The organism is Aerococcus sp. HMSC10H05 (assembly GCF_001806975.1).
Taxonomy (GTDB): Bacteria; Bacillota; Bacilli; order Lactobacillales; family Aerococcaceae; genus Aerococcus; species Aerococcus viridans_B.
In genome coordinates this window covers 16,918-40,429 of sequence record NZ_KV786996.1, presented here as the reverse complement: position 1 = coordinate 40,429, position 23,512 = coordinate 16,918, and the positions used below count along the sequence as shown (strand labels likewise).

General features: G+C 36.2%; 19 protein-coding genes. 5 read left to right on the top strand and 14 right to left on the bottom strand.

All coding sequences use genetic code 11. The features are described 5' to 3' along the window. Window positions 1-112: 112 nt before the first annotated feature. Both HMPREF3116_RS07155 and HMPREF3116_RS07150 read left to right on the top strand, forming a co-directional pair. Window positions 113-1,465, top strand: coding sequence for a Mur ligase family protein (locus tag HMPREF3116_RS07155; RefSeq protein WP_070468744.1), 1,353 nt, complete (start codon window positions 113-115; stop codon window positions 1,463-1,465). Next, window positions 1,465-2,139: a type 1 glutamine amidotransferase gene (locus HMPREF3116_RS07150; protein ID WP_070468742.1), complete on the top strand. Its 675-nt coding sequence runs from the start codon at window positions 1,465-1,467 to the stop codon at window positions 2,137-2,139. Before HMPREF3116_RS07155 ends, HMPREF3116_RS07150 begins: the two co-directional genes overlap by 1 nt. 256 nt (window positions 2,140-2,395) lie before the next feature. Here the strand turns inward: HMPREF3116_RS07150 and HMPREF3116_RS07145 are convergent, their stop codons facing one another. The 4 genes from HMPREF3116_RS07145 to HMPREF3116_RS07135 all read right to left on the bottom strand — a co-directional run bounded on the left by HMPREF3116_RS07145 (window position 2,396) and on the right by HMPREF3116_RS07135 (window position 7,284). After that, window positions 2,396-4,237, bottom strand: a complete 1,842-nt coding sequence (locus HMPREF3116_RS07145) for an ABC transporter ATP-binding protein (protein WP_070468740.1) — start codon at window positions 4,235-4,237, stop codon at window positions 2,396-2,398. Then, a complete protein-coding gene (locus HMPREF3116_RS07140) occupies window positions 4,237-5,952 on the bottom strand; it encodes an ABC transporter ATP-binding protein (protein WP_070468738.1) in 1,716 nt (571 codons plus the stop codon). Before HMPREF3116_RS07140 ends, HMPREF3116_RS07145 begins: the two co-directional genes overlap by 1 nt. Window positions 5,953-6,047: 95 nt before the next feature. Then, a complete protein-coding gene (locus HMPREF3116_RS09300) occupies window positions 6,048-6,347 on the bottom strand; it encodes an AI-2E family transporter (RefSeq protein WP_256365721.1) in 300 nt (99 codons plus the stop codon). Continuing rightward, window positions 6,310-7,284: an AI-2E family transporter gene (locus tag HMPREF3116_RS07135; protein ID WP_256365720.1), complete on the bottom strand. Its 975-nt coding sequence runs from the start codon at window positions 7,282-7,284 to the stop codon at window positions 6,310-6,312. Before HMPREF3116_RS07135 ends, HMPREF3116_RS09300 begins: the two co-directional genes overlap by 38 nt. 148 nt (window positions 7,285-7,432) lie before the next feature. Here HMPREF3116_RS07135 and HMPREF3116_RS07130 point away from each other — a divergent pair, with 148 nt between their 5' ends. Continuing rightward, window positions 7,433-8,455 carry a lactonase family protein gene (locus HMPREF3116_RS07130; protein WP_083272810.1) on the top strand — a complete coding sequence of 341 codons (1,023 nt, stop codon included), beginning with the start codon at window positions 7,433-7,435 and terminating at the stop codon, window positions 8,453-8,455. 16 nt (window positions 8,456-8,471) lie between these two features. Continuing rightward, a complete protein-coding gene (locus HMPREF3116_RS07125; RefSeq protein WP_070468736.1) occupies window positions 8,472-9,095 on the top strand; it encodes a flavin reductase family protein in 624 nt (207 codons plus the stop codon). Window positions 9,096-9,165: 70 nt separating this feature from the next. Here the strand turns inward: HMPREF3116_RS07125 and HMPREF3116_RS07120 are convergent, their stop codons facing one another. The 5 genes from HMPREF3116_RS07120 to HMPREF3116_RS07100 all read right to left on the bottom strand — a co-directional run bounded on the left by HMPREF3116_RS07120 (window position 9,166) and on the right by HMPREF3116_RS07100 (window position 14,878). Then, window positions 9,166-10,122 carry an ABC transporter permease gene (locus HMPREF3116_RS07120; RefSeq protein ID WP_070468734.1) on the bottom strand — a complete coding sequence of 319 codons (957 nt, stop codon included), beginning with the start codon at window positions 10,120-10,122 and terminating at the stop codon, window positions 9,166-9,168. 2 nt (window positions 10,123-10,124) lie between these two features. Continuing rightward, complete coding sequence (locus tag HMPREF3116_RS07115; protein ID WP_070468732.1) at window positions 10,125-11,201, bottom strand: ABC transporter permease; 1,077 nt, start codon at window positions 11,199-11,201, stop codon at window positions 10,125-10,127. Beyond that, window positions 11,188-12,759 carry an ABC transporter ATP-binding protein gene (locus HMPREF3116_RS07110; protein ID WP_070468779.1) on the bottom strand — a complete coding sequence of 524 codons (1,572 nt, stop codon included), beginning with the start codon at window positions 12,757-12,759 and terminating at the stop codon, window positions 11,188-11,190. Before HMPREF3116_RS07110 ends, HMPREF3116_RS07115 begins: the two co-directional genes overlap by 14 nt. 113 nt (window positions 12,760-12,872) lie before the next feature. Continuing rightward, window positions 12,873-13,943 (bottom strand): BMP family lipoprotein, encoded by a 1,071-nt coding sequence (locus HMPREF3116_RS07105; RefSeq protein WP_070468730.1) that lies wholly within the window; start codon window positions 13,941-13,943, stop codon window positions 12,873-12,875. A 410-nt stretch (window positions 13,944-14,353) separates the two neighbouring features. Beyond that, entirely contained in the window at window positions 14,354-14,878 is a 525-nt protein-coding gene (locus HMPREF3116_RS07100) for a PTS sugar transporter subunit IIA (protein WP_070468728.1), read from the bottom strand. Between the two features lie 205 nt (window positions 14,879-15,083). Between HMPREF3116_RS07100 and HMPREF3116_RS07095 the strand changes: the two genes are divergently transcribed. After that, on the top strand, window positions 15,084-15,914 hold the full coding sequence (locus HMPREF3116_RS07095) for an undecaprenyl-diphosphate phosphatase (protein WP_070468726.1): 831 nt from the start codon (window positions 15,084-15,086) through the stop codon (window positions 15,912-15,914). A 209-nt stretch (window positions 15,915-16,123) separates the two neighbouring features. Here HMPREF3116_RS07095 and HMPREF3116_RS07090 read toward each other — a convergent pair whose 3' ends face one another. From HMPREF3116_RS07090 to glgB, 5 genes are all read right to left on the bottom strand, one after another. Beyond that, window positions 16,124-17,479: an aspartate kinase gene (locus HMPREF3116_RS07090; RefSeq protein WP_070468724.1), complete on the bottom strand. Its 1,356-nt coding sequence runs from the start codon at window positions 17,477-17,479 to the stop codon at window positions 16,124-16,126. Window positions 17,480-17,657: 178 nt separating this feature from the next. Continuing rightward, window positions 17,658-19,097: a glycogen synthase GlgA gene (gene glgA / locus HMPREF3116_RS07085; protein WP_070468723.1), complete on the bottom strand. Its 1,440-nt coding sequence runs from the start codon at window positions 19,095-19,097 to the stop codon at window positions 17,658-17,660. 19 nt (window positions 19,098-19,116) lie between these two features. Then, window positions 19,117-20,316, bottom strand: coding sequence for a glucose-1-phosphate adenylyltransferase subunit GlgD (gene glgD / locus HMPREF3116_RS07080; RefSeq protein WP_070468721.1), 1,200 nt, complete (start codon window positions 20,314-20,316; stop codon window positions 19,117-19,119). Further along, the gene (locus tag HMPREF3116_RS07075) at window positions 20,309-21,445 is read right to left on the bottom strand and encodes a glucose-1-phosphate adenylyltransferase (protein ID WP_070468719.1); all 1,137 of its coding nucleotides are present in this window, start codon (window positions 21,443-21,445) and stop codon (window positions 20,309-20,311) included. Before HMPREF3116_RS07075 ends, glgD begins: the two co-directional genes overlap by 8 nt. A gap of 111 nt (window positions 21,446-21,556) precedes the next feature. After that, on the bottom strand, window positions 21,557-23,500 hold the full coding sequence (gene glgB / locus HMPREF3116_RS07070; protein ID WP_070468718.1) for a 1,4-alpha-glucan branching protein GlgB: 1,944 nt from the start codon (window positions 23,498-23,500) through the stop codon (window positions 21,557-21,559). Between the last annotated feature and the right edge of the window lie 12 nt (window positions 23,501-23,512).

The window sequence follows — 23,512 nt, the reverse complement described above, 5'->3', positions numbered from 1 at the left end:
AAGAATTTTTAAATGACATGTTTTTTTTTTGAAAACTGCGCACTTATGGTAAAATTATCTCACTGAGCGTTCGTTTAAATAGCGCAAAACAAATGATTTGAGGAGTGCCAAAATGAAATTTAAGAGTCATCTAGCAACAGTTGCTGGGCGTACAAGCCAACAATTATTAAAGAAATTTACAAGTGGTGGTACTTCTTTACCTGGTAAAATTGCACAACAGATTGATCCTAATATTTTAAAAACCTTAGGTGAAAACTATCGTGTCGTAATCATTACTGGAACAAACGGTAAAACAGTTACCACTGCCTTAACAGTAAATATTTTAAAACAAAAATTTGAACATGTCATGACCAACAATTCTGGTTCAAACATGCTGCAAGGTATCGTGTCTTCATTTATCGAAGATTCAGCTAATAAATCTAAAGATAAGGTAGCAGTACTTGAGGTGGACGAAGCATCTTTACGTCATATTACAGAACATATTAAACCAGAAGTTATTTTAACTACCAACATTTTCCGTGATCAAATGGACCGATACGGTGAAATTTATACAACATATGATTTCATTTTACAAGGTGCAGCTAAAGCGAAAAGTGCAATTTTAATGCAAAATGGTGATGCACCGATTTTCTCTTCACGAAAAGTTGACAACAAACAAGTATTCTTTGGTTTCAATACTGAAGATCAGTCACAAGATTTCCTAGCAGATAATAACACTGATGGTGTTATCTGCCCAAATTGTGAACATGTCCTACACTACCACAGTATTACTTATAGCAATTTGGGGGATTACTTCTGTCCAAACTGCGGTGTTCATCGTCCAGAACTGACATATCAAGTCGAAGAAATCAATGAATTAACACCTGAATCAGCTAAATTTACGATTGATGGATACCAATATAGTATCCCAGTTGCCGGCCTTTATAATGTATATAATGCCTTATCCGCTTATTCACTTGGTCGTTACTTTGAGGTAAGCCAAGAAGCAATTGCTAAAGGTTTACAGGGAGCTAAACGTATTTTTGGTCGACAAGAAGCAATCGATGTAGAAAGTCACGACCTACGCATCAACTTAATCAAAAATCCTGTAGGTTTAAATCAAATTATCGAGTTATGTCTCTTAGAAAAGGCACCTTATACTTTAATCACAGTGCTAAACGACCGCCCTGCTGATGGTCAAGATGTTTCATGGATTTGGGATGGGAACTTTGAGAAATTAGCAGAAATGGATAATATTGAAGCAAGTTATGTATCAGGCATTCGAGTAGCCGATTTAACAAAACGTATGGTAGTTGCTGGCTTTAACCAAGACCAATTAATTCAATTGGATAATCCAAATGCAGTTATTGAAACCGTTAAGAAAGCCCCTACCAAAAAAGTTTATATCCTAGCAACTTATACAGCTATGCTAGCAATTAGAAAAGAACTAGCCGAGTCAGGATACGTGAAGGAGCGCATGAGTTAATGGATAAAACTTTAAAAATCGCCCATCTTTATGGGAACTTAATGAATACATACGGTGATAATGGCAACTTATTGATGCTTCAACATGCAGCCAAGCAACAAAATGTACTCGTAGAAACAGAATTGGTATCCATTGGCGACAAGTTTGACCCTAGAAAATTTGACCTTGTCTTCTTTGGTGGAGGCCAGGACTACGAACAAAAAATTGTTGCTCGAGATATCCAATTAAAAAAAGAAGCCCTGACTGAATATATTGAAAATGAGGGTGTGACAATTGGTATTTGTGGTGGTTTCCAATTATTAGGAAAGTACTACATTAATGCTGCAGGTGAGCGATTGGAAGGTATTGGTGCTTTAGACCATTACACATTAAATCAAGATAATAACCGCTTTATCGGTGATATTGTGATTGAAAATGAAAGATTTGGTCAAACTTACTATGGTTATGAAAACCATAATGGTCGTACTTTTCTTGGAGAAAATACACAGCCCTTAGGCAAAGTTATTACTGGATTTGGTAACAATGGCGAAGACCAAACAGAAGGTGTAATGTACAAAAATACCTTTGGGTCATACTTCCACGGCCCACTATTAGTCCGTAACGAACAATTAACCAATGAAATTGTCAATTTAGCCATCAAGAATATGGCGTCAAGATTCTCACAAGAAAACTAATCTGGTAAAGTCTATCAGCTATTATTAAGAATTGTTAAACGTGTGATTAGTTGTTCAAATTTAGGCTTCCAACAATATAGTAACGCTCACAGCTAACCCTGATGGAAAAAATCGTTTTTGGCATAACAAGATATCATTTTACTGGTTTTCCAACTAACCAATTGTTGGTACCGACTAGAATAATAGGCTATTTATTCCTTTACAAAAAATGCGACCCGTAGTTTTACGGATCGCATTTTTTGCTAACTATATTATTTTATTCAACTTCCCCTTTTACAAATTGTGAATTGTATAAGTTGTAGTAGAATCCTTTCTGTGCTAATAATTCTTCGTGATTACCCGTCTCGATGACATCTCCGTGGTCCAAGACAATAATATTATCTGCGTCTTGAATAGTTGATAATCGATGAGCAACAACAAAAGATGTTCTACCTTCAAGTAATTGATTCATCGCTTTTTGGATTAATTTCTCTGTACGGGTATCAATAGATGATGTTGCTTCATCCAAAATCAATATTTCTGGATCAGACATAAATGCACGGGCAATCGTTATTAATTGACGTTGACCTTGTGAAATATTCGATCCATCTTGGTTTATAACCGTATCATATCCATCAGGTAATGTTCGAACGAAATCATCTACGTGAGCTGCTTTAGCTGCACGCACTACCTCCTCACGACTTACATTCGCTTTATTTGATCCATATGCAATATTATCGGCAATCGAAGCATTAAATAACCAAGTATCTTGTAATACCATACCCATTCTTGATCGTAACACTTCTTGATCAATATCTCTAGTATCAACACCATCGTACTTGATTGACCCTCCAGAAATATTATAGAAGCGTTCAATCAGGTTAATAATCGTAGATTTACCAGCTCCAGTTGGACCTACAATTGCTACCATTTGGCCTGGTTCAACTGTTAAGTTGAAATCGGTCATTAATAGGTTTTCATCTCCCGGCTCGTAGCCAAATTGTACGTGATCAAAAATCATTTTGTAATTCGTTTCAATTGCAGGTTGTCCTGAGGAAACTTGCGCCATCTCTTCAACATCAAGAAACTCGAAAATACGTTCGATAGCCGCCACCATGCGTTGTAATTGGTTAATCATATTAGCTGTTTGTTTTAAAGGTTCTGATAAGATACCCGCATATTGTAGCATCGCTTGAACATCCCCAATGACCATAGCACCATTAGCTACTGAAAAACCACCGACAATCGCTACTGCGACATAACCAAAGTTTTTAGCTAAGTTCATTAACGGCATTAAGATTCCTGAAATAAATTGGGCTTTCCAAGATACTGCATAGTATTCTGCTGATTTCTCTTCGAATTCGGCAATTTTTCGTTCATTTTGATTAAAAGCATTATTCTCAATTTGACCCGAATAATTTTCTTCAATATATGCGTTCATATTCCCTTGTACTCTTTGTTGTGCAGCGAATAATCTTTGTGACACTGGTGTAATAGATAACATCACAATCGTTGAAAGCAAAATCGTACCAGCCGCAATTAATGTCATTTTTGGACTGATTAAAGTCATCATAGTTAAAGTTGAAACAAACTGGGTACTTGACATTAAAACTTGTTGTAAAGTTTGTTGTAAGGACATAGCAATCGCTTCAACATCGTTGATAGCACGTGACATGATTTCACCATTTGGTGTAGCGTCTAAGAATGAAATTGGTAAACGATTTAATTTTTTTCGCATATCATTTCTTAAATCTTCAATAACACGTTGGGCTGTACGACTTAGTAAAGCCCCTTGTAAAAAATTAAATAAAGCACTTAACATATAGAAAGCAATCACTTTTGTTAAGATTTTTGCTAATTCTGTGTAGTCAATTACATACATTTCTTGACCATTCACATTTTGTAAACCATTACTTACACCATCGGTAATTAAGGTAGTCGCTTGACCTAAAATACGTGGTGATACAATTTGAAATGCCGTGGCTAAAATAATAAGGACGATAATTAGTAGGAAAGTCCACTTTCTGCTCGCCATATATTTTATGAAGCGACCTAAGGTTGACCAAAAGTTTTTTGGTTTATAACGGCGTCCTGCTAGTTCATTTTTATTATTCGCCATTAGTCCGCCCCCTTAATTTGTGATTCAACAATTTCTCTGTAAATATCGTTTGACATCAGTTCATCATGCGTACCAATACCAGAAATTTCACCCTTATCAAGAACAACGATTGTATCCGCATCGCGAATAGTTGACACTCGTTGTGCAATAATAATCGTAGCAGCATTCTCAGTAACTTCTTTTAAGGCGCCTCTTAGATTACGGTCAGTTGTGTAGTCTAGAGCTGAGAATGAATCATCAAAAAGATAGATATTGGCTTGTTTTACAATCGCACGAGCAATACATAACCTTTGCTTTTGACCACCAGAGAAGTTATTGCCGCCTTGAGCAACATGAGCATCTAATCCTTCAGGTAGTTCCCGAACGAACGATTCTGATTGTGCAATACGCAAGGCATGCCATAGTTCCTCATCTGTTGCTTCTCTATTTCCATATTTTAAGTTTTCTCGAATTGTTCCAGAGAATAGATTCGCTTTTTGCGGTACGTATCCGACAAGGTCTCGTAGATTACTCAATGATAAATCACGTACATCATGATGGTTTATTTTAACTGCACCCTTACTTACATCAGAAAAACGTAATAATAAATTAGCGATTGTCGTCTTCCCAGAACCGGTCCCCCCAATAATGGCTAAGGTTTCACCTGGTTTAATTTGGAAGTTGATATCCTCAACCACATTATGCTCTGCATTACCGAATCTGAAGGCAACATCTTCAAAGGCTACTTCTCCTGGAGTTTGGCGATCAATAGTGATGGGATTTTTGGGTGAATGGATGGTGATTTCTGTATCTAAAATCTCATTAATACGTTGGGCTGATACTTGCGCACGTGGCAAAATTACAAAAATCATACCTAACATCATAAAGGAGAACATGATAATAAATGAGTAGTTCACGAACGAAAGGATAACACCAACACTTAATTTTTGTGCTGCTACTAGTTGGGCACCACGCCAAGATAAGGTGATGTTAGTCAGTGACAAAATCGTTGTCATGATAGGCATTAAAAAAGACATCCGGAACATCGCTTTAATCGCTGTATCCGCATAATCTTTATTGGCTTTTGCAAAACGATTAACTTCAAAATCAGATTTGTTAAAGGCTCTTACTACCCGTACACCAGTTAACCCTTCTCGGAAAATCAGGTTTAAATTATCGACTTTTCGTTGCATAGATTTAAAGTAAGGTGACACAATGCGTAAAATGATAAAAATTAAAAAGGCCAATACTGGACCAGAAACTGCATAAACTAAACTTAATTCAGGACTGGCTAACACCGCCATTACAACTGCAGCCAATAACATCGCTGGAGATAGTAAAACCATCCGCATGATCATCATCACAGTGACTTCAACTTGCTGGATGTCGTTTGAAGAACGAGTAATCAATGATGCCTCGCCATAATCTCCCATATTTTCTTTTGAAAAATGTAAAACTTTAGCATATATTTCATTTCGTAATTTTCTACCCAAGTCCTGGCTCGTACGTGCTGAAATGTATACAGATATACCTGCAGAAATAATCACTAACATCGTAATTAAGATCATCTGCCCACCAATACGATAGATAGCTTGCATATCTCCTGCTGCAACACCGTCATCGATAATGCGAGCAGTCTGCGTCGGTAATAATAACTCTCCTATGGCTTGTGTTAAGGCAAAAACAACTGCCCCAAACATCGCCCACGGTGGAATTCGTTTAATCAAACGCCACATATAATTCCTCCTTTATATAACTAATATTGCAAACAATTTGAATATTGCCTCAACTTAAAATTATACGCCCTTTTGATTAAATAAACAAATAATTGTTACTTTCCGGGTGTCTCCTCAAAATTAAAGTCATCCAAGATACTTTCATCTTCAGCATATAAACCTGAAACGCGTTTATACCACGAGAAGAAGTGTTTAAGAATGACTTTGATTACCGCATAAATTGGAATAACAAATACAACACCTACCACGCCAAAAATACTTCCTGCTGAAATCAATAGCAGCATAATAGTTACTGGGTGAATAGCCATATTTGACCCGAGTACTTGTGGCGAAATGACTCGACTCTCAATTGTTTGCTCAATTGCAAATATAACCAACACTTTCACAATCATCATAGGGACCAATCACAATAGCCACAATAACGGCAGGAATCATAGCTAGAAAAGATCCTATATAAGGAATAACATTTAAAAATCCAGCGGCAATACCAATAATAACCCCATATGGTAAACCAACAATTGAATAACCAAGAACAAACATAATAGCTACAGCAATAGCCACAATAATTTGTCCCCGTATATATTGGCTAATTTGGAGATTCATATCGCTAATTAGGTTTAGGGTTGATTTACGGATTTTTATCGGTAAAAATTGTGCTAAATATGCTGGCATTTTATGACCATCACGTAACATATAGTACAGAATAATTGGTGCTGTGAATAAAGCAACAGTTACACGAGTGACTGTACCCACTATAGACGACACACTAGCAATTGCTGAATTTGCAATACTTTCCCAGTTGAAGGATGATAAGTCTTGTATATTGGCCATAATAGATTGCAAGACTAGATCCACTTGATCATACCAATCACCATGAATGAATGATTGCAAGCGATTTTGATAATTCGCCCAGATAGTATCCCAGTTATCAATTAAGTTACGCCCTTCATCTACTACCGTTGGAATTAAAGCTAATAGCCCTGTTACAACAACCGCAATTAATAAAAGTACAATTGCTGAACCCCAAGTTCGATTTAGTCCTTTTTTCTCAATTTGATTAACTAAGGGAACTGTCAAATAATAAAAGATAGCCGCAACAACTATCGGTAAAGAAACATATTGAATAAAAGAAATTACTGGGTCTAAAAGATACGATACTCGCGTAAACAAGCTCACAAATATGACAATTAAAATCCCAATCATTAAGCTGCCAGTATATTTGTTATTCAAAATATATTTAAAGAACCAGGAATTGGCAAAAGTACGTTTATTTTCAGCTAATTGCTGTTTATTCATATCCTGTATTTCTTCTGAATGAAATTTATCTTTCATAACGACCCCTCCTATATTACATATGTCCATTATAACAAATATTTTTATTCATATATGCCAATACAATCAGAGTAAAACTAGTTTTACTTTTAAAAAGAGCGTTTTCTTGTATAATAAAGTTATCTTAAGAAAGAGGGGAATTTTAATTATGGAAACGATTTATGTATCTGGCTATACGCGAGAAGACAATAAAGGCATTCATACCTTAACGCTTAATGCTGATAAGCAAGCTTTCGAGGCAAGTGAATTAATTATTGAAGAAAGTAACCCTACTTACATGAGTTTATCAAATGATGGACAACATCTATTTACCTTAAGCGATGGTGACGAACCTGGAGTTGCCCATTATGAAATTATTGATGGACGATTCTCTTTAAAAGATCGTATTAAGGTTTTCAACGAAAATGGATGCTATGTAACGTATGATGAAGAAACGAGTGTACTTTATGTTGCAAACTATAAAAAAGGCGAATTAGCTGTAATCAAAGTGAATGAAGATGGTACATTAACACTTACTGATTTGATCCAGCATACATCACCTGTTGGTCCTCATGAAAACCAAGATTTTGCACACGCACATTTTATTCATCCAACAAACGACCATCAGTTCATCCTTTCTTGTGATTTGGGAACGGATGAAGTGCATACTTACCAGCTAACTGATGATTATAAATTATCAGAAGTGAGTGTATATAAAGCTGCGCCAGGTACTGGTCCACGTCATCTAGCTTTCCACCACTCTAAACCAATTGTGTACTTACTTGGTGAATTAGATTACACAGTGGAAGTGTTAACTATTCAATCAGATGGTAGTTTAATTGCAGGTAATCGTTATCACACAATTCCTAGCGATTGGACTGAATTCAATTCATCAGCAGCTATCCGTCTTTCTCATGACAATAAATTTTTATATGTTTCAAACCGTGGGCACAACTCTATCACTGTCTTTGAAGTATCTGAAGATGGTCAAAGCTTGACTGAAATCCAAAACATATCAACTGAAGGAGATTTCCCACGCGATTTCAACTTCAATGCGGACGAATCCTTTGTAATTGTTGGTCATCAATTCCAACCACAAATTTCATTATTCACTCGTAATCAAACAAGTGGTTTACTATCTTACGTTGACAATACAAGTATTAACGAAATCGTTTGTGTAACACCGGTTTAAAGGAGCTCATTTATTAATGTATCATTTAGCAGCTAATCAAATTGATGAAAAATTACAGTATAAATTGCTATCTGGTGCCATTGTTCCGCGACCAATCGGTTGGATTACTAGTTTGAATAAGGAAACGGGTGTCATCAATTTGGCACCTTTTTCTTTTACTAGCGGAGCTGGGCAAAAAATGCCCCTTATCTCAGTGGCTATACTTAGAAAAGAAGATTTCTCCATTAAGGATACAGCGCGCAATTTGCTGAATCATCCTGAAGGCGTAATAAATATTGTTAGCAAAACATTCATTGATAAAATGAATGCAACAGCTGCTAAAGTACCTGCTGATGTCAGTGAACTCACTTTAGCAGATATCAAAATCCTTGATTCAAATAGTGTGACTGTTCCAGGTGTTCATGATGCTTTAATACGTTTAGAAGTCAAGGTATACCAATACATCCTTATTCGAGACCGAGATGAACATATCATCACCGATATGTTTATTCTTGAAGTGACTGACTACCACCTAGACGAATCTGTATACGATATAGAAAATGGTTACATACTTTATGATGGTTTGGCGCCTGTAGCAAGACTAGCAGGTAACCTATATACTGATATTACCGAACCTTATATTTTAGAGAGACCTGAATAAAGATACATAGCAATTAGAAAAAGGATTTGGTACATGCCAAATCCTTTTTCTAAAGTATAAAATAAATGGTTTATTTTGATTGGACAAAGGTTTTCCCTAAAGCTTTAGGTGCCTGCGCTCTACCTATAAACACTACCAATACAATAATTGTTAAGATATAAGGTGCTATATCTAAATACACTGACGGGATATCTTGAATAATAGGAATGTAGTTAGCTGTAACAGATAAGCTTTGTGCGAATCCAAAGAAGATTGCAGCTAACAAAGCACCTACTGGATGCCATTTTCCAAAAACCATAGCTGCCATAGCCATGAATCCTTGACCAGCAACAGTGATCACAGAAAATTCGTTCTGCACTGCTTGGGACTGAACGGCCCCTCCAATACCACCGAGTAAGCCTGAAATAAGCACCCCAGCATACTTCATTGCGTTAACATTAATACCTAGCGTTTCTGCAGCTTCTGGATGTTCACCTACTGACCGTATGCGTAAACCAAAACGACTCTTAAAGAGTAAAAACCAAGCCAATATTGCCAGTAAAATGCCTAAATAAGCTGGTCCAGAGGTATTTTGAAAGAAAATAGGTCCGATCACTGGAATGTTATTCAACCCTAAGATGTTATATGTCACAAAAGGTTTAGCCAATGGACCTGTTTGGGCTGCCCCGTATATGGCTCTAACTAGGAATACAGATAATCCTGGTGCTGCTAAGTTCAAAACTGTACCTGAAATTGTTTGATTAGCGCGGAAATGGATCGAAGAAACAGCATGAATAGCTGAATAAATTAAACCTACAAATCCCCCTACTAATAACCCAATCCAAGGTGTCATAGAACCCAAGGAGGCAGACATAGCAATATTGAATACGGCAGAGGCAAAAGCTCCCATGACCATAATCCCTTCTAAACCAATGTTTACCACACCTGATCGCTCAGAAAAAGTGCCACCGATAGCTGTGAAAATAAGGGGTGCGGCATACATCAAGGTTGATGACACAATTAGTTGTAAGATCGTACTTAATTCCATTATTAGTCCCCCTTTATCGTTTGCTTTTTACTTTTTCCAAATTTTTCTAAACTATAACTAATGATGTAAGACGAACCAATGAAGAAAATAATTGCTGCAGTGATCCCCCTCGCTAATTCATCAGGAACCCCTGCTCGATTTGGCATAAATGAAGCGCCAATGTTTAAAATACCAAACAAAATAGAAGCTAAGAAAGTGCCTAAAGGTGTTCCCATACCTAGTAACCCGACAGCGATACCATTAAAACCTTCAGAAGGTAGTGAAGTTAAGGTATATAAATTACCAAACGTACCGATTCCATGAATGACACCTGCTAAACCTGCTAATCCACCAGATAGAAAAATAGCTAAAACAATATTTTTCTCTACGTGAATGCCGGCATACTCTGCTGCTTCTTTGTTCAATCCGACAGCTTTTAATTCGAATCCCATCGTTGTATGTTTCATCACAAATCCATATAAAATCACCATAACTATTGCAATGAGTATCCCCATATTTAGACGAGAACCACCTGTTATCGTTGTAATGAAGCCAAGTGCTAAAGAAGCATTTTCTCCAACTTTTTCAGTCATATTCCCCGTACCAATCACTTCACGAATCAAATAATTCGTTGAATATAAAATGATATAGTTCAACATAATCGTCACTACGACTTCATTTGTTCCTAAATAAGCACGCAATACCCCTGCGATTGATGCGAATAAAGCACCTGATAATGTGCCAATAATTAACACACTAGGTACCATGATCACTTTCGGTACATCCGGAAATGCTAAAGCAAATGAAACCGATGATAGCCATCCTGCTAGTAATTGTCCAGACAAACCAATATTGAAGAAACCTGATTGATAAGCAACATTGAAGGCCAGACCGGTGAGCGTTAACACTGTCGCTTGTCTTAATACTTCACCAATAAAGTATGGACTTGATAATACTGTCATTATCATGGCATCGTACGCAGCTATTGGATTATATCCAAAAAACAACATAATTAAGGCGCCTAGAATAAAACCACTTACTATAGAAATAAAAGGAATTGTCAATTTCTCTATAAGGGTACGCGATTTAAATGCTTTCAACTGTTTCAACTCCTTCATCTATAGCGTCTTGTCCTACAGGATTTAAGTGACTTTGTACTCGTGCCTCTTTTAAGGATACACCAGCCATTAGTAAACCTAATTCTGTTTCATTTGTATCTTCAGCAGCGACGATTGCATTTATTTTCCCATCATGCATGACAGCAATCCGGTCAGCTACGCCCATAATCTCATCTAACTCAAAACTCATTAATAATACACTCTTCCCAGCATCCCGATGTTGTACTAATCGATCATGGACAAATTCAATTGCACCAACATCCAATCCTCTAGTCGGTTGCGCAGCAATTAATAAGTCTGGATTACGGTCTAATTCGCGCGCGATGATAACTTTCTGTTGGTTACCACCAGATAAAGCACCCGCTAAAGTTGCTTCACTTTCCGTTCTCACATCAAATTCACCAATCAAAATTTTTGCATGATCATTGATAAATTGATGGTTTAACAGACCGTTCTTTGAAAACGGCTTTTGATAGTAAGATTGCATCGCCATATTTTCTGCAATCGACCATTCTAAGAATAGCCCATGCTTTTGACGATCTTCTGGAATATGTCCTAATCCGGCTTCAGTAATCTTTCGAGGACGTTTATTCGTCACATCTTTCCCTGATAACGATACTTTTCCTGAAACTACCTTTCTCAAACCGGCAATTGCTTGAATTAATTCTGTTTGCCCATTTCCATCAATCCCAGCAATCCCCAAGATTTCTCCTGCTCGTACATCAAAATCAACAGATTTTACGGCCTGTAATCCGCGAGACTCATTCACAACTAGGTCCTTGACCTGTAAAATAACATCTCCCGTTTTAGCTGGTTGTTTTTCTACTTTGAAGTTAACATGGCGACCAACCATCATGTCTGCTAATTCTTGCTTATTTGTTTTTGCAACTTCTACAGTATCAATACTCTGACCACGCCGAATAACTGTGCAACGGTCAGCAACAGTGGTAATCTCATCTAATTTATGCGTAATTAGGATAATTGATTTGCCCTCAAGTGTCATAGCTTTCATGATATGCATTAATTCTTCAATTTCTTGGGGTGTTAATACGGCTGTTGGCTCATCAAAGATTAAAATATCTGCTCCTCTGTAGAGAGCTTTAATAATTTCTACTCGTTGTTGTTGACCAACAGAAATATCTTCAACGTATGCATCCGGATCTACGGCTAGCTGGTATTGATTGGATAATTCTTTAATTTTGTCATAAGCGGCTTTTTCATCTAGGTAACCAAATTTTGTGGATTCTTTTCCTAATACAATATTTTCTGCAACCGTAAATTTATCAATCAGCATAAAATGCTGATGAACCATCCCAATGCCTAACTTATTTGCATTATCTGGAGAACTAATATTTGCAACTTGACCGTTTACTAAGATTTCACCGGATGTTGGTGATAATAAACCAGATAAAATATTCATTAGTGTTGATTTTCCAGCACCATTTTCCCCTAATAAGGCATGAACTTCACCTTTTTTTAAATTGAAGTTGATCTTGTCGTTCGCTTTGTAATTACCAAAGATTTTGGTGATGTCACGCATTTCAATGACATTTTCATTTTGCACGTTTATTTTCCTCTTTTCTAACCTACTGTCCCAATCATAGGAAAAGCGTCAGTCAATTTGACTGACGCAATTTTCTTTTGCTATATTCCTCACTCTGCTGAATAAGAAAATTCTGGAACGTCAATTTCACCATCAATGATTTGTTGTTTCGCATCTTCAATTGTTGCCCAAGTTTCATCATCCAGGTTACCTTTAGTGACATCAACTGTCTTATCTGCTAAACCATATTCAACCAATTCCCCACCTGGAAACTCGTTTTCCATAGTTTGCTCTGTAATGGCAACGATTGCTGAACCTGTATCTTTAATTGTAGAAGTTAAAGTGAAGTTGCCTCCTGACCATTCACCTTCTTCAGTTTGATCACGGTCAACACCAATCACCCAGATGTTTGCTTCGCTATCAGCTTCTAAACGGTTACGAGCTTCTGTAAATACACCGTTACCTGAACCACCAGCTGCAGTATAGATGACATCCACACCACTTGTATACATAGCATTCGCAATTTGTTGACCAGTTGCTGCATCACCAAATGATTCAACATATTGTGCATCTACTTCAATTGAATCATCTACATAGGCAACGCCGGCTTTAAAACCAGTTTCAAAACGATCAATCCCAGGTGTTTTCATACCGCCCACAAAACCGACTTTGCCAGTTTCAGATGTTGATGCCGCAGCTATACCTGCTAAGAAAGCAGATTCTTGATCTTTAAAGGTCATAGAAACAACATTTGGTTGATCCACTTGTCCATCAATAAAGGCAAATTGTTGGTCTGGATTAGCAGGTGCTACTTCATTAAAAGTATCTTCTAACATGAAGCCCATACCGAAGATAATGTCATAACCATCTGCAATCGCAGTATTGAAGTTTGGTACGAAATCAGATGAATCTGTTGATTCGTAATATTGTACCTTATTGCCAGTTTCTTCTGACCAAGCTTGCATACCTTCCCAAGCTGATTGGTTAAACGAACGATCATCAACTCCACCTTCATCAGTAATCATACCAATGGCATAATCACCAGTAGCTTCAGTAGAAGACGAAGCCCCTGCTTGAGCATCAGAACTGCTAGATTCAGTACCAGCGTTTTGTCCTTGACATGCTGCTAAAGCAAATACAGAACCAGCTAATAAAACGATGTTTTTAAATTTTGTAGACATGTTTCTCCTCCAAATAACGAATGTTATGATTTTAAATTTTTATAATGTTCGCTTATTACAGGATTTATATTACGGCATAATTTAGACAAAGTAAAGTGTTTTTGTAAAAATAGTTCGTATTTTTTATTAATTTATCATTTTCTATTTAAAATTAAGTATTTTAACCATTTGTAATACGAACGATTATACAAATTTTTAGGTTAAATAAAAAAAGAGGCTGAAACAAAAATGTCTCAGCCTCTTTTTGCTATATGAGAATGTTTATAATTAAATTCCAAAAATCATTATTGTCCGATACTGCCCAAATGTCTCCAATAATATTTTATTATTGTTCGTTTTTTGGTCCAGTACGTTAATTCAAAACGACTTTTGTCTCACCTTCTTTGGTATATTAATCATGTATATTTGGATTAATGATCCGCTGTTACAGTACCTACTTCTGCACTATGCGTTACATGTCCTGATGCAGTTAATTGTAAGTTAGAAAAGTCTTCTAAATTTGTGAATACTACAACGATAGATTTTCCTTTGCCAGCAGAAGCTAACTGGTTTAAATCTACATTCGCGATTTTACTACCAACACTTACTTGATCACCTTCAGCTACAGTAACCTCAAATGGTGCACCATCTAATTCAACAGTATCAATCCCCATATGAACTAAGACTTCTACATCATCATCAGTTTTAATGTAGATTGCATGTTTAGTTGGGAAAATACTCATAACAGTACCAGCAACCGGTGCATACACATCTCCAGTTTCAGGTTCCACAGCATAACCGTCTCCCATCATTTTTTGTGAAAACACAGGATCATCCACTTGATCAATAGCTTTAAATTCGCCCGTTGCAGGAGCAAATAAAGTTTCTGCTAATTGAGAACTACTCGATTGTTTTGTAGTTTCTTTCTTCTTATTTTTCTTAAAAAAATTAAACATATGGCTCGCTCCTTAAGTATTCATTTTGTTAACTAGATTAATCATATCACAACCATAAAAATAATGACAATACTTCTACGAAGGGATTTCACCTTTCTAAACTTTAAAGACTTCTTAAATTTATAATGTTTTTTTGTTTTATCCGATATTTTCATTTATACTAATTTGAGAAATAAATTAAACAAGAATGAAGGGAAATTGATAAATGTTAGATACATTAAAGGTGATTTTATTAGGTATCGTAGAGGGGATTACTGAATGGTTACCTATTTCATCAACTGGACATATGATTCTTTTGGAAGAATTTATTACTTTAAATGTCCGCCGAGAATTTTGGGATATCTTCCTCGTTGTCATTCAACTTGGAGCTATTCTAGCTGTAGTATGGCTAAACTTTAACCAATTAAACCCATTTGCCCCAAGTAAGTCTAAAGCTGAAAAAGAAGAAACTTGGATGACTTGGTTTAAGGTATTTGTTGGTTGTTTACCTGCTGTGATTGCTGGGTTACTATTAGACTCTTGGATGGAAGCCCACTTGATGACTTGGTCGGTAGTAGCGATTACTTTGATTGTTTATGGTATTTGGTTTATCTGGATTGAGAATCGCAACCAAAATAAACAAGTAAAAATAGATACTATGACCGATTTGTCTTATATGGATGCGTTTAAAATTGGCCTATTCCAAGTACTTTCACTAGTCCCAGGAACATCACGTTCAGGTTCAACAATTCTAGGTGCAACTATTGTCGGTACGTCAAGACCATTGGCTGCGAACTTCTCATTCTTTATGAGTATCCCCATTATGTTTGGTGCTTCTGCATTAAAATTAATTAAAGCTTTCTTAAATGGCTTTGTTTTTACTGGAACAGAAATATGGTTACTCTTGGTTGGGATGGTTGTGGCTTTTATTATTTCCGTTTTAACGATTAAGCTATTCTTGAAATATATTAAAAGAAATGACTTCAAAGTATTTGGTTGGTACCGTATCGCTCTCGGTATTATAGTGTTCTTATATTTCTTACTATTTAATGCATAGGTTGTCTGTAAAATTTTAATCAAAAGAGGCTGGGACAAAATACCTCAGCCTCTTTTGATATATAAAAATGTTAATCATCGGGTTTCAAAAGTCAATATTGTCCGATACTTCCCAAAATGTGCCAATAATATTTCGTTATTGTTCAGCTTTTGGTCAAGTACGTCAATTCTAACGACTTTTGTTTCACCTTCTTTCTCTAAACTAAAAATTTAGTTAAAAAACTCCTTATATATAGCTCGGACAGCGTCATCTTCTCGTTCTTCAATAATACCAAACATGACAGAAATTTCAGATGATCCTTGGTTAATCATTTCCAAGTTGATATCAGCATTTGACAAGGCTTTGGTTGCTCTTGCAGTATTCCCGATATTCTCAATCATACCTTCACCCACAAGCATCAAAAGACTTAAATTGTCTCTTTTTTCGACAGCATCTGCAACAGTTTCAGCTTTGATTTCAGCTATCATTTCCTCTAATTCTTTCTTTGATAAAGCATCCTCTTTGAATATGACATCAATATCATCAATACCAGAAACAATATGTTCAAAAGAAACGCCATATCTCTCTAATACAGATAATACACGACGTACAAATCCAACTTCTCTATTCATCATATATTTCTTGATATAAACAGAAGCAAATCCACTAGTTGATGCAATACCTGAAATAGCTAAATTATTTTTGGGACGAGTTCGTGTAATCAAAGTGCCAGGTGCATGTGGTTCGTTTGTATTTTTTACAGCTACAGGAATATCAGCAATAAAGGCGGGCTGTAACGCTTCGTCATGGAAAACAGAGAATCCTGCATAAGATAACTCACGCATTTCTGAATAAGTGAGTTGTTCAATCGCTACTGGATTATGGACGACACTTGGATTTGCCACATAAATTGAAGAAACATCCGTAAAGTTTTCATACATTGAAGCCTTTACACCGTTGGCTACGATTGCACCGGTAATATCAGAACCTCCACGAGAAAAGGTCACCAATTTTCCATCTTTGGTATAGCCGAAGAAACCAGGTATCACGATGATACCATCCTGTTTACGTAATTTATATAAATTTTGATAAGATTCAGGTAATACACGTGCTTGCCCTGGATTATCAGACAAAAATAAACCCGCATCTTGAGGATTTAGATAAGAAGCCTCATAACCTAGACCAGAAAAATACGCTGCAATTAACTGGGCATTAGCATCCTCACCAAAGGCCTTAATAGCATCCGTAAAATATGCAGGTTGTGCTGTAATACCTGAATTAATTAAATCATTCAATTGTTTTGAAATTTTATCTATGATAGCTAAATCCATTTCTAGCCCCTCAGCCGTATCTCTAAATCGATCAACAATTTGGTTAAAAGTAGCTGATGCATTTTCACTATCATGTAAAATCTCAGTAGCTAAGTCAATTAACAAGTCAGTTACCTTAATATCCGCTTTGTCACGCTTTCCTGGAGCAGAAACAATGACAAATTTACGGTCAGTATCACTGATTACGATATCTTTTACTTTCACCAGTTGTTCAGCTGATGCAACTGATGATCCTCCAAATTTTACTACTTTCATTTTTTCATTTCATCCCAATCCAATTTTAATGTATTATGAGCTATCTTATCATAAATATCAGATCTTATACAATAAGAAAAGCGGTTGATACCTGTAGCTATCAACCGCTCAATTTCATAATGAGTATTTACAAAAGTATTTAAGTAAATTAAAGTAAATTAAAGTAAATAAGTATTCTTTATAAAACTAGGTCTTCATACAAGCGAATATATTCTTTGGCCGGTTCACTCCACCTAAAGTCAGTCGCCATAGCCTGGTGTATTAATTGGAACCAAACATCTGGTTGATTTTCATAAACATCCAAAGCAATTGCAATAATATGAGCGAATATATCACCGGTGAAAATATTAAATGAAAAACCATTTCCCTCACCAGTGAATTGATTATATGGTTGAACTGTATCTAATAAACCGCCCGTTTCATGGACAATCGGTAAAGTGCCATATCGCATGGCAATCATTTGCGATAAGCCACATGGTTCAAATGCACTTGGCATAAGGAATATATCAGATCCTGCATATATCTGTTGCGCTAATTCAACATCAAAATCGATATAAGCACAGAATTCACCTGAATATTTCCACTCAAAATACCGGAAAGAATTTTCAAACCCTTCATCGCCAGTTCCTAATACAACTATTTGGATATTGAAATTTATCAGTAAATATTCTGCCTTTTCCTGCAATAATTGCATACCCTTTTGGTCAGTCAAACGTGTAACAACACCTAGTAAAGCCACATCAGGATCCACACTCAACCCTAGTCGCTCCTGTAGGGCGCGTTTGTTCGAAGCCTTACCGGTTTGAACTGTTGATGCATTATAATTCACGGTTAAATATGGGTCCGTTTCAGGGTTATTTTGATCATAGTCAATGCCATTAATAATCCCTGATAGTTTCCAGGCATTATATCGTAACTCACCATCCAATTTTTCTCCAAATTCTGGCGTTTGAATTTCTCGTGCATAGTTCGGACTGACTGTCGTCACCCTATCAGAAAAATTAATACCCGCTTTAAGATAATTTACTTGATCTTCTTTCTTAACACCATTTTCATGATAAAGAGCATTAGTCGTATTAAAAATGTCTTTCAAAACTGATGGATTCTGCCATCCTTGGAAACGAATATTATGAATAGTCAGCACCTTTCGAATATCTTTATAACGATCAATCCAGTGGTACCTATCTACTAACAGGGCTGGAATCATGGCTGTTTGCCAATCATTGACATGTATGATATTAGGAATGAAATCTATTTTCTCCATCATCTCAATCACTGCAATATCAAAAAATCCAAATCGTTCCCCATCATCATCTTGTCCATACAGTTGATCTCTATCAAAATAGGCTAGATTATCGATAAAATAATATTGAACACCATCAAGCGTGAGCGTTTTGATGCCAACATAAGCCGATTTATCACCTAATTCTACTCTAAAGTGTGTAATTTCGGTTACTTGTTCCTTATATTCTTCAGGCATTTGTGAATAGTAAGGCAATGCTACTCTAATGTCTATCCCTTGTTTCCGCAATTCCTTGGGTAAAGCATAAGCCACATCCCCAAGTCCGCCTGTCTTAAAGAATGGTGCGCCTTCAGCCGCTACAAATAGCACTTTCATAAAATCACCTTTCTTTCAATTAAAATCCTTTTGCTTTTTTTATTGTATAAGCAGGATGTTGAAAAGTTTTGTCAGATGCTGCTACATAAGTCCCTTTTGAAATTATAACTGGTTCCTCTGCTGTACCTATAATAACTGCACCAGGTTCAACCTCTACTTTTTTATCTAAAATAGCATATCGTACCGTGGCTCCTTTTCCGATTTTTGATCCTTGGAAGATAATCGCATCAGCAACTTTAGCATTTGGACCTACTTCCACATTACGAAAAATATGAGAATGCTCTACTTCGCCATAGATTTGACAGCCAGTACCTATTTGTGCATTAATCACATCAGCATGACTACCATAATATGTTGGTGAACCATTGTGTGCTTTAGTGATAATAGGCTGATCACCTTGAAATAATTGTGTAAAATATTCCCCATTTAACATCTGCATGCTGACATCATAGTATGATTTCACTGAATCTACGTTACCAACATAACCTTCATATTGAAAGCCTACCGTCTTATAGTCTTCCATATATTCAATGATCACTTCATCTAATTCTTTATAGTAGTTATTCTCTTCAGCACGATGAATCATTTCTAGTAACTTATCTGTTCTAACAAGCGCCATATTCATATCGTAATTAACAGTAGCTTGTGAAATTGGGGTAATTCCTTCTTTTGATAAACGTTCTACTTGTCCCTTTTCATTTAAGTGAATAATATATTCATTAGGATGATATTCAATTAATTCACGAGGCACTTCCGAATAAATACGGATGATATCAGCATCGCAATGATCAAATGCTTCAATTACTTCGTCTAAATGGATATTAGCAACGATTTTTGCACCTGAGACAAATACATATTCAGCATTTGAACGCTCAATAAATAAGTGATGATCATCATAGAATGGTCCTTTACGACTTGCTGCTTCATATAACGCACGTTTGTGGTTCATTTGCGAATATGTAAAAATACCACCAGTATAGTTGTCGAAATTCCATGCCTTACCCGAACGGATATGATCATATACAGATCGACCTGTTTCAGCCATAAATAAAGCAACAGAGCGAACACCAGCATGTGATAGACTTGATAAATAGAAGTCTAAAATTCGATAACGGCAAGTAAATGGTAGGTTAGCAATAGGTCTATTTTCTGTTAATGGCATTAAATCGGTTGTAGATTCATTTAAATTTAAAATAGCAGTAACTTTATTTTTAACCATAATAATTTCCCCCTACTACTTCTTCATAACCTATGACAGCGATATTATCTGGCATTCCAATAACAGAAGAACCATTCGAAACAACTGCGTCCTCACCAAGGATCGCATACTCAATCTTAACGTTCTCACCAATACTTGAACCTTTCATAATGATAGAATTACTAATAAGAGAATCCTTACCAACCAATACATTCGGTGAAAGAATTGAATTCAGTATACTTCCTCGGATGATGCATCCATCACAAATCATCGCATTCTCTACAACTGATTCTGTGGATAAAAATTGCGGTGTAGTCATCGTGTTTCTTGAGAAGATTGGCCATGCTTTATCGCGTAATTGTAGCGGATGGTCTTGATCGAGCACCTCCATGTTAGCTTCCCATAGTGAATCAATCGTGCCTACATCTTTCCAGTAGCCATCAAATGAATAAGAAAAAATTTTCTCATTATTATTTAAATAAGCAGGAATAACATTTTGACCAAAGTCTTCCATACCTTCTGGATCTTTCATTAAATATTCACGTAATTTTTCCCAGGTAAAAATATAAATACCCATTGATGCTAAATTACTCTTTGGACTTTTTGGTTTTTCTTCAAATTCAATAATTTTTCCTTCATCATCTGTATTCATAATCCCAAAACGGGAAGCTTCATCTATTGGTACAGGCTTTACAGCAACCGTACAATCTGCATTATTCGCTTTGTGGGCCGCTAACATAGGGGCATAATCCATTTTATAAATATGGTCTCCTGATAGAATTAAAACATATTCTGGTTGCTTACTGTCTATAAATGAAACATTTTGATAGATAGCATTTGCTGTACCATTAAACCACTTTTCTCCATCACTTGATGAGTAGGGCTGAAGAACAAATGCCCCACCATCTCGTGTGTCTAAGTCCCAAGAATCACCATTCCCAATATGGTCATTTAAAATCATTGGTTCATATTGCGTCATCACACCAACCGTTGTAATGCCTGAATTCATACAATTACTTAAGGTAAAATCAATAATTCGATATTTACCTCCAAAAGGAACAGCTGGTTTAGCTATACTTTTTGTTAATTTTCCTAAACGAGTACCTTTACCACCAGCAAGAATCATTGCAATCATTTCATTATTTAACATAATAATGGAGTTAAACTCCCTTCCCCCTTTTTTCAATAAGGCCCTACATATCAATAGTGGGTTCATTACATTCCAACAAAACTATGGTTACCAATTCATCAACTACTATCATTACTCTTGATTGACTGACGCCATTTCTATCTGGATATTATGGGGTGTCAATGCAAACGCAGCAAGCGATGGTAATATAATTCTTAGTGAATATGGTTGACCTTTATGTGGCACTTCTTCAGTTTCAAAAAAAGTACTTTGACTTTCCCAATTTCCACCAAATGTATTCATTTCACTATTTAAAATAACTTTATAAGTCCCTGGATAGGGCACACCAATTCTATAGTTATGACGCTCAATTGGTGTAAAATTAAAAGCACAAACTAAAATATTGCTAGTTTCTTTACCATGTCGAATAAAAGAAAGCGTTGTTTCTCGGTCATCATCTGCTTCAATAATAGTGATACCCTCCGTTTGGTTATCTTGTTCATGTAATGCTGGTAATGTTTTATATAAGTCATTTAATTTAGCAATATAAGCTTGAAACTCTGAATTAAATTCCCTATCTAACGATGACCATTCCAAGCCTTCATAAAATCGCCATTCCAAAAATTGGCCTATTTCATTTCCCATAAAGGATAGTTTTTTCCCTGGATATAGCAGTCGATAACCTTCAAGTACACGCAGGTTCGCAAACATTTCATAACGATTATGATTAGGCATTTTACCTAGGAGTGAATGCTTTCCATGAACAACTTCGTCATGAGAAAATGGTAAAATAAAGTTTTCGTTATGCATATACATAAAAGTGAAATTGATTAATTTATAATGATATGCCCTACCCGATGCATCTATACCAAAGAATTTTAATGTATCATTCATCCATCCCATATTCCATTTGAAGCTGAAACCTAAGCCTCCATGACTAGTTGGTTTTGTCACCCCGGACCAAGCCGTAGATTCCTCAGCAATCATCAGATAAGAAGCATCTCTTCTTAGAATTTCTGTATTTAATTTACGTAGAAATTCTAGTCCTTCAAGGTTTACATTATGACCATATTTATTAGGTTGCCATGGACCAATATCATAATCTAAATACAGCATATTAGATACTGCATCTACACGAATACCATCGAAGTGAAACGTTTCTAGCCAAAAAACAGCACTAGATATTAAAAAGGATTGGACCTGATTCCTACCTAAATCAAAATTCTTAGTACCCCATCTAACATTATTTGCTCGATTCGGATCTTGATACTCATAAGTCGGGGTACCATCATAATTTGCTAAAGCATCATCATTGACTACAAAGTGTCCAGGGACCCAATCAAGGATTACACCAATTCCTTCTTGATGACAAGCGTCCACAAAAGCCATCAAAGGGCCAAAATCATGACCAAACCTACCAGCAATCGAAAAATATCCGGATATTTGATAACCCCATGAAGCTTCCAGAGGATGTTCCATCAGTGGCATAAATTCAATATGTGTATAGCCCATCCTTTTTACATATGGAATTAACTCCCTTTGTAAGTCTGAGAATGTATATGCTGAACCATCTGCATGTCTTTTCCAAGATGCCATATGAACTTCGTAAATATTGATTGGTCTTGCAAACATGTCCATTTTCTTTCTTTGTTTTATCCATTTTTGATCCTGCCACTCATATGACGGAATGTCCTGAATGACAGAAGCATTTTTTGGGGGGATTTCACTTGCAAAGGCAAATGGATCCTGTTTTTCCCGTCTTTCACCATGCTGATCTTCAATGACAAATTTATATAGGTCCCATTCTTTGGCATCTAGGCTTACAATCGTCCACGCACCGGTGTCTGCAACTTTTTTCATTTGCATTTCATTCCAGTCAGTAAAATCTCCTTCTAGATATACTGCTCTAGCCTTTGGGGCCCATACCGTAAATCGATAACCTTCTTTATGATTGAATAATTTTTTTGCGCCAAGGAATTTATATGCTTCATAATGATTTCCTATATTAAAAAAATACATTTCTTCTGCTAAGTGTATGTCTTGAACGGTAGTCTCAGCTTCTTTTTCTTTAGCCAAAATGATTCCTCC